The sequence below is a fragment of the Paraburkholderia tropica genome, assembly GCF_914484835.1.
GTDB lineage: Bacteria > Pseudomonadota > Gammaproteobacteria > Burkholderiales > Burkholderiaceae > Paraburkholderia > Paraburkholderia tropica_A.
On the sequence record NZ_CAJZAR010000091.1, the window covers coordinates 1 to 7959 of the forward strand.

The 7959-nt window shown below is 61.1% G+C and carries 12 protein-coding genes; all 12 read right to left on the minus strand.

All coding sequences use genetic code 11. From position 1 onward, the window contains the following. Nucleotides 1-308: 308 nt before the first annotated feature. Nucleotides 309-500, minus strand: a complete 192-nt coding sequence (locus LDO54_RS34140) for a hypothetical protein (protein WP_224016669.1) — start codon at nt 498-500, stop codon at nt 309-311. Nucleotides 501-576: 76 nt separating this feature from the next. Further along, nucleotides 577-1422, minus strand: coding sequence for a methyltransferase (locus LDO54_RS34145; RefSeq protein ID WP_224016671.1), 846 nt, complete (start codon nt 1420-1422; stop codon nt 577-579). Between the two features lie 789 nt (nt 1423-2211). Then, a complete protein-coding gene (locus tag LDO54_RS34150; protein WP_224016673.1) occupies nt 2212-2568 on the minus strand; it encodes a hypothetical protein in 357 nt (118 codons plus the stop codon). 300 nt (nt 2569-2868) lie between these two features. Next, nucleotides 2869-3201, minus strand: coding sequence for a hypothetical protein (locus LDO54_RS34155; RefSeq protein ID WP_224016675.1), 333 nt, complete (start codon nt 3199-3201; stop codon nt 2869-2871). A 40-nt stretch (nt 3202-3241) separates the two neighbouring features. Beyond that, the gene (locus tag LDO54_RS34160) at nt 3242-3505 is read right to left on the minus strand and encodes a hypothetical protein (RefSeq protein ID WP_224016678.1); all 264 of its coding nucleotides are present in this window, start codon (nt 3503-3505) and stop codon (nt 3242-3244) included. A 41-nt stretch (nt 3506-3546) separates the two neighbouring features. Continuing rightward, on the minus strand, nt 3547-3768 hold the full coding sequence (locus LDO54_RS34165) for a hypothetical protein (protein WP_224016680.1): 222 nt from the start codon (nt 3766-3768) through the stop codon (nt 3547-3549). A gap of 169 nt (nt 3769-3937) precedes the next feature. After that, on the minus strand, nt 3938-4255 hold the full coding sequence (locus tag LDO54_RS34170; RefSeq protein WP_224016682.1) for a hypothetical protein: 318 nt from the start codon (nt 4253-4255) through the stop codon (nt 3938-3940). Between the two features lie 49 nt (nt 4256-4304). Further along, complete coding sequence (locus LDO54_RS34175; protein ID WP_224016684.1) at nt 4305-4931, minus strand: hypothetical protein; 627 nt, start codon at nt 4929-4931, stop codon at nt 4305-4307. Nucleotides 4932-5067: 136 nt separating this feature from the next. Continuing rightward, the gene (locus LDO54_RS34180; protein ID WP_224016686.1) at nt 5068-5871 is read right to left on the minus strand and encodes a DUF3560 domain-containing protein; all 804 of its coding nucleotides are present in this window, start codon (nt 5869-5871) and stop codon (nt 5068-5070) included. 207 nt (nt 5872-6078) lie between these two features. Continuing rightward, nucleotides 6079-7038, minus strand: a complete 960-nt coding sequence (locus tag LDO54_RS34185; protein ID WP_224016688.1) for a hypothetical protein — start codon at nt 7036-7038, stop codon at nt 6079-6081. Between the two features lie 108 nt (nt 7039-7146). Next, entirely contained in the window at nt 7147-7386 is a 240-nt protein-coding gene (locus LDO54_RS34190; protein WP_224016690.1) for a hypothetical protein, read from the minus strand. A 13-nt stretch (nt 7387-7399) separates the two neighbouring features. After that, nucleotides 7400-7959, minus strand: a 560-nt coding sequence (locus LDO54_RS34195; RefSeq protein WP_436975749.1) for a hypothetical protein, incomplete at its 5' end; no start/stop codon positions are given.

Genomic DNA, 7959 nt, shown 5'->3' on the forward strand with positions numbered 1-7959 from the left:
GGGTTGGTGCGGCCCGCAGCGCGCAGCGCGAGGACACGGCCCCGCACGGCCCTTGACCGCGCAGGCTGATCGGTTACGGTCGCGGGTTTGAGGCAACGCAGTCAGGGGATCGGTTACGCGCTGGAGCCGCGTGTTGCTCCAGAAAAGAGAGGGGTTGGGTCATTCGCGCGAGAGCGCGCCATCGGGACGCGAGAGCGGCCCGCACTTGGGGTCGCCCGAGCGGCGGGGGCATAGCCCCCAGGAGCGATCGTGCCGTTATTCCCCGTGCCATCGGCACGGCTGGATGCGCGGCGGAAAAATCGACCGCATCACTCCACCGGCGCGGATGCGGCGCGAGCGCGCGCCTTGTGGTCGCGTCTGATGCGAACCTCTCCCGCGTACCACGGCGCGGACGTCGCGCAACGGGTGGCGTCTTGCGCATAGTCGAACGAGCCGAGCACGTCGCCGTCCTCGTCAATTACGTCGTACTCCCAGTTACTCTTGTTGTGACCGTTGAACATTTCGCGTCCCTGCCTGGTGTGCGGTTCTCGCATGCGAGAACCGCCCTTGTTTCGCGCGCTTCCCTGCCCTGCCCGCTTATGCGGCTTCGGCAAAAAGATCCAACTGCTCAAGCTCGCGCGATGTGCGCGAGACAGGCGCAGAAACCGGCGCAATCGTCGGTGCTGCTGCGATCTTCTCGCCCTGCTCTTTGGTCTGCTGCACGATCACGTCAAAGTCGCACGTCACGATCTCGCAAATCGGGCTGACGCCGTGCCATAGGTCGCGGCTTGCCGATGTGTCGATACCGCAGTTCATTTCCATTTCAATGCCGGTGGCGGCAATGAACTTACGACACTGTTCGTCCTGCTTTTCCTCATACTGCCGAACGCCGGAATAGCGGAACGGCGCGGACTGTTGCGGGACCAGGAAGGTTCCGTTTTTCGCGATACGCGAAGCGAGTTCGATCACCTTGTATTCAAATCGCGGGCCGCTGTAGCGACCATCCCAGGCGTCTGCGCGGATCGGGCCGAACGGCGGATTCGAAACGGCGACGTCGAAGCGCTCGAAGTCTTTGAACCAGTCGCCAAAAACGTCCGCGTGAATCCATGTCGCGTCGGGCATCACCTTGCGCCCGACTCGCACATATTCCGCGTTCGTTTCGACACATACAATCCTCTCGGCGCGGTCCTTGCACACAAAGGCGAGGGAGCCGATACCTGCGCAAAGATCGACAATGGTTTTGCAATCCGGCGTTTCAATCGCGACTTCCCGCGCAAGCTGTTGCGGCGTAAAAAACGCGCCCAGCAGCGTGTTATTCCCGCCCGTCGATTCCTGGTAGTTTTCGAGAACGAACATACGTTCATCGAGACTCAGGGCGCGATCCAGAGCCACGAGGCGATTCACTTCAATCATGGCTTTGGCTTGGGCTTTGGACAGTTTCATCGCGCGTTCTCCGCAGGAAAGGGTTTCTTTTTTGGAGTGACAACGGGCCTTGGTGAACTGGAGCGTTCCCCTGGGTGCGTTGCCTCTGCGACAAAGGAACCGGTCAACCGGAGTGGTCAAGGGGGAACAGTGCGGGGTTGGTGCGGCCCGCAGCGCGCAGCGCGAGGACACGGCCCCGCACGGCCCTTGACCGCGCAGGCTGATCGGTTACGGTCGCGGGTTTGAGGCAACGCAGTCAGGGGATCGGTTACGCGCTGGAGCCGCGTGTTGCTCCAGAAAAGAGGGTTTGGGTCATTCGCGCGAAAGCGCGCCATCGGGACGCGAGAGCGGCCCGCATTTCAGGGGTCGGTTTCAGGCCGCCGGCGGGCGGCCGTGCGTTAGCGAATCTGGCCCGAAGGGGCGAGACTCGCGTAGCGAGGCTCGATGACGCCCGCGGTTGCGGTGCGCAGCGCCGCGAGCGCGGCTGCGGCACCCAGCGCGGTTCTTTGCGAAGCAAAGAAAACGCCCAAGCGACGGAAACGCTGGCGACAATCTCGATCTGAATAGTGCTGCGACTGAAACGATTCCCGAGCCCGTTGCGAGAGCAACCTGGGTTACTGACCTGATGCACTGTTCTGCATATCGTCAATCAATCGGCTCACGTCTGGCGTATGAAGCGCGACGTTGAGCGCGTATCGAACGCCGTCTGGGAATCCGGTGTCTTTGACCTACATAGTTATGGGGGGCGTGGTAGAGAGTAATCGTGGCACACAGAAAGGCAACGCCGCGATCGTGAGAGGCTATCTTGCGCTATTCAACCACTCGGGCACGCGGGCGTACTTTTCCCGACACGCCTTTGCGCGCGCCGATCTCCTTGGAGACGACCATCATGTCGCGATAATCGGAATGCGCGGAATCCATCTGGCCAAGAAACGCGCCTGCGCAGCTTGCAATCTGGTGGACGACGGGCATCTGGTCGGCAAGATTTGCGATTGCTGTGCGCGTAACATTCACGGAAAACGCGTCGAACTGAGCAAGTTGATCCTCGATGCTTTTGAGCGCGACGTCCAGCGCTTGAAATTTGATGTGCGCCGATTGCTGGCTCAGGTCGCGAGGCTGCTGATAGCTCGCGTGTGGTTGGAGGTTCTTGTCGCTGGGTGTGGACATGGGAAATATCCTCCGAGGGGGGGGAGTGAAGCGGTAGCCGGACTGGCCAAACTACTGTCCGATGATGCTGCGACGGGGTGCGCGACCGCGAAGCGGGAGCGTCCGCGTAAATTAACGCCGAAGGCGCACTTACCTGGAGCCGCAAAGCGGCGGGCAATCTGTATTGCGGGGTGAAACCCCGCAACTGGATCGGCGCGGCGCAACACGCTCCGCGGAACATGCTGTGCGGCGCCGACCCGGCGGACGTTGCCGGGTGTTCTCGTATGCGAGAAACCTGCCGCAGCGCGAAAGCGGCCGCGATCACAACCCGGCCTTGGCCTGCGCCGCCTTCGCCTGTTCGAGTACCTGCCTGATCCGTTCTGCGTCGGCGCCGTCGTTCTTGACGTGTTCGCGTTCGAGTGACGTCACGGCCAACTGGAGAGCCGCGGCGATATCTTCAGCTGCTGCCATCAGCTGCGCTGTGGCTTCGATTTTCCTGGGGGCATAGGCTCGATTGAATGTCGCGATAGTGAACTGGCCTTGCCAGTCCGTTCCAAGTATCTTGACTTCATCGTAGTTCGAATCGAGATCGTCACGCTCGATATGAAGTTCCAGCGGGCGGGGGATACGTTCGATGTTGGGTGCTGTACTCACGGGTTTTCTGCTCAATGGTGGGTTGGCGGAATGTCTGCGATCAGTAGGTCATGGCATTGCGCAGGACGTCCGGTTCAAGGTAGGCACCATGCTTCACGGTGTACCGGCCGCCTACCGCGTCGAGCTTGATGAGTCGGAGCCTTTTCAGCGTCTCGAACGCCTTGGTTGCGTCTGCCTCCGTGCAGCTGGTGCGCTCGCGAATGATCCCGATGAAATTGCGCTGCGCGTTTGCCATGCGCTGCGCGATCGCCTCGAACGGGTTTGCGCTGCCTGCTGCTGAGGACTGTTTTGCCGTGGTCGTCATCGTCGGAATCTCGGAAGGCCCGCGAATGCGGGCGGAGGTTATCAGGCGTTCAGGTCGCGGCCATCGCCTGCCCAGCATGAATCGGCAACCGGAAGATTCCACCAACCGGGGGCTTTCGGCGCTACCTCGCCTTCGGTCTGCGCGCGCTGCGCGTCGAACGCGGCTTTCGCTGCCGTGTAGCGGGCGTCCATCTCCGGCGTGACAACCTGTGCGCATCGCACAGCGTCAGCTGCTTCGCGGTACTCCTTCTTGATTGCGTCCATCGTTGTTCCCCTCTACGTCGTTGAACAGATTTTATTATATTGACGCGTCGCCTTTTCGTCAACATATTAACGCAACGGTTTCGAGGTAAAAAAAACCCGGCTGGGGCGGCCGGGCAAAAGGGGGATCTGAACCCCTGGGGAGAAAAACGTGAGTGAGTGGCTGGGCGCGTCAGTTGGCGGGCGGGCGCTCGCCCGGGTCGGCCGATCGCATCACGACGCACGATCCTGCGGCCGGCGTGATGTGACCCCTCGCGTCCATGTCAAAGCAGGTTCCTTCGGGCTCGTTGACCCCGCCGTTGACGACCCGGATAGGCGGCGTGTTGTCCGCGTCATTGGCACGCGGAAATGCTCCGGGCGCGGCCCGCGTCTCGCTATAGAGGGTAATGACTGTGACGGGGTGGGCCTCGGCCGCGGCGGCCTGTGCGTGTACCTGCGTGGCAACGAAAACGGAACAGAGACACAGCAGGGAGCGCGCGATATGGTTCATGGTTTGGCTCTTTGGGTAGGTGGTGGTGCGCCGGTGTCACGGCGCGCCCTCAAATGTATTGGACCTGCCGCTTGCTCAACGGCGTAGGGTAAGGCGGTGTTGGGTCCACGAGCCAGTCGCGGATCTGCTTCGCGATGTTCTCGCGAAAGCTGCTGCGAAACTTACGCGTGCGCAACAGTCGCTCGATGCCCGCGAATTTTTCCGGGCCGTAGATCCGTCGCAGCGAGCGCACGCGCAAGGCGCGAGCGCCGCCGGAGAGTTCGGCAAGTTCGCGGTCAGTCGCGCGCGCGGCGCGCAGCTGGCGTGCCTTTTCCGCGCGTCGCGCGATGTATTGAGCGCGCTCGCGCTCCGCGCACCAGACCTCGTACTTCGCTTTGACCTCGGGCGTTGCATCGACGCTCGACCCCATGCACGGGCCGCACGATCCGCGCGTCGTGCCGAACATCACTTCAACTGGCATGCCAGCCTGTTCGTCCCAATACGTCATGTAGAAATCGGAGTCGTCGTAGCCGTTGTATTCGCGCTCGAAAAGACAGAGACCGTGGTGCGTCTCATAGGAATGCACCCCGCGCTGCTGCTGCTCGCGCGAACTCAAGCTACACACTGCGCCCGTCCTGAACAACGGCGTATAAGGACCGTCTGCGCGTGGCTCGTGCCAAAGATTGATGAGCGGCATCGCACGACTCCATGTGTTTGTTGACGAGTCTTTATTCTATATACTCGTCGCCTTTTCGTCAACACTTAAAGCACCGTTTAGGCGAAAAAAAACCGGCACTCTGACCGGGTAAAAAGCACTACCCCCGTTTTGTGGTTTATTCGGATGCGTCGCCCAGCTGACTCATCTGCTGCACGTCGAGCACCTTGCGCGCCTGCTGCGCGGCGTACTTGCCGTTCGCGTTGAGTTTGCGCACGTAGGCGCCGCGCGTGAAGCTGTATTGGAAACCGTAGCTCTTGAGCATCTTGTGGATCTCCATGCCCGGCTTCACCTCAAAAGCCAGCATGACACGGTTTTCGCCGACGTCCTCCCGATACGTGTAGCCGTTGCCTTCTTCTTCGCGGTCCTTCTGCTCGCCGGCATGCGCGAGCTCGCGCATGCGCGCCTCGATGCGGCGGATATTTGCCCCGTTGTTCCTGATTCGATAGGCCGGGTATCCGGCGTTTCCGGTCTCGTCCATTTTCAGCAGGCCCGCGATCGCCGCGGGGGACAAACCCATATCGGCGAGCCCCACGGCATCCTTGCGGCGCACCAAGGCGTTCGCCCGCTTCATGTGCTCCTGCTTCGCCTTGCGCTCGGCGAGCTCCGCCTGGAGTTTGTCGATCGCTTCGGGGTCATCGCTCGATACGCCGCCGGTGCCGACGGCGGCCGCCCGACGTGCGTAGTGCTGCGCCTTCTCGGCCTCCGCACACGACCGCGACATGCGCGAGTCGATCCCGCGCCGGTAGTTGCGATCGCGGCCCTCGCTATGGTGCCCCACGAGGATCGGCTGGCCGAACGGGATGGCGTCGGACATTTCGCGAGCCTGTGCATACAGGCGATTGGCAGCCCTGGTCGCACGATCGGCCTTGCTTTGCAGTCGGTCGCGACGGGTTTCTACGCGGGATTCGTAAGCGTTCATCGTTTGGCTCCTTGTGTCTGATCGACTAGCTGCGGCCGGGCCGCTTAATTGATTACTCGTCGCCTTATTGTCACCTTTAAAGGCGCTAAAAAAACACGCTCTGCGTGCCGGGTTACTGCCTGAAATAAAGTCTAGTTACGCGTCGCCTTTTCGTCAACCGTTAATTTTCCCTTGTGCGTACAGACTTTTCTGGTGCGTCTAACCGGGTCAGCCAAACGCTAATTCAAGCTGCTCGACGGCGGACACGACGGGCACGGGAAATCTCTTGCTGCGTGAGTCCAGCGCGTTATCGGCATCGCGCATCGTGTCAGACAGGAGCGCGAAGCGGGCGCGGGACGCCTCGTCACGTTTTACGCGGAAATCCTCGTCTACCAGGCCGTTGACGCGTGCCCACTGGTTCCATGCAAAACTACGCCCGAGTCCTACCGTCGTAGTCGTGCTCGGGAACCTGTCGCCAGTACGCACGATTTCCTCCCAGGTTGCCCCGAATTCCACGGCGGCGAACCGGGTGTGTCTGCCTGTCAGCGCGTTGCGCTCCATCAATAGCGCCTGCTCCATCAGGTCGGGATGGTTCGCCGCAAGCCAGTACAGTTCCCAATGCTTCGATGCAGGACAAAAAAAGCATGCGGACTTGATCGGCACCATATCGGCGCCCAGCGCCTCGGTAATCGCGCGCACGCAGTCACGTCGCGCCCAGCGAACAAGTTGCAGCGGATAGACGTAATCAAAGTCATCGTCGGCAGGCTTCAACCCCTTCGATCGGCGCGTGTCAGCTGGGCCGTAGTCGTAGCCGATGAGTTTCACGATCCGCTCGCCGGCGGCCTGCGTGAAGATCCAGAGAGGGTGTGCGGGGCGCACGTTCGGCCCGGACTTCACGCCCTTCAAAAACTGGTCCTGCGGTGTCTGTTTCCACTTGATGCTGCATGACTTCATGCCAAAAGCTAGCGATGGAAGCGTTTCGTTCGCCATGCAATTGCCGTAGAGATCGGAGTACCCCGTCGATGCCAGTGGAATCTTGCGGCACACGTCGATCTGCGGCCATCCCCAGGTCCGCAGAATCGCGTTCATCCGCTCAATGTGAGCGATCGTCTCAGGCTTCTCTCCGCCTGTATCTGCGAACGTAATGACGTGCGGACGAATCACGGCCGCGTGTAGCAGAACCAGCATGGCGGTCGAGTCCACGCCAGACCCAAAGCATATGGCGAGGCTACGCCCTGCGAGGGCGTCGTGTAGCGTTTGTTTCTGCGAAGGGGATAGCATTATGGCTCCGCTGCTCTAGTTGAAAAGAGCCATTGCCGTTTGCAATTCTTCGGTGTCACGCACGCGGCGCGCGGTGCGCTTGCCGTGCGTGACGGCGAACACTTCGCGCTTTGGCGTCAGCACGTACCCGTTCGCGCCGTTGTCCTGAATTCGCATGCACGCGATGTTGAATTCCATCGCGGGCGATTTCACATAGTCGATGGTCACGCAAGCCCCGTTGTACGCGACGCGATGATGTTCGGTGGTGTGCTTCATGGTTGGCACCTCGTCAGGCGTGAACAAGGTGATGCAGGATTTCCGCGCCGTTTCGAATCGACGGCGTGATCAGGCGCAAACTGAGGTCGATAACCTGCGCTCGCTGTTCGAGCGTGAGCGCACAGGGCCGCGCGAACGCCTCCAGTCCTTGCACTTCTGCCATTGCCGAAAGCAGTGCGTTTTCTGCCTGGATTTTGAGATTTTCAGCGACGCAAAGCGGGCAAAACCCGGGGCTCTCAACCGTCAACCCGGATGCTTCGCGTGCTTCGCGGCATTCGCGATAAAACACCTCGGCGTCGGCGTCACTCAACAGGTACGAACGCTTGCGGTCCAGAATCAGGAGACTCGTGGAGTCATAGCGTTCGGCCCATTCGGGCGCGACAGAAAACTGGTGCCTGGCCAGAATGGCCGTCTCGTAAGCTTCCACCACAGGCCGCACCAACTGCTCTTGAGCCATCGCGAGATACAGAAGCTCGGCGGCCTTGATCTGGCCAGGCGTCGCCTTGAACGGTGCGGGGGTCGGCTGCGGTGCAGCGGTCGGGGCTGGCATGATGCTCTCCACAAGGGTTAAAG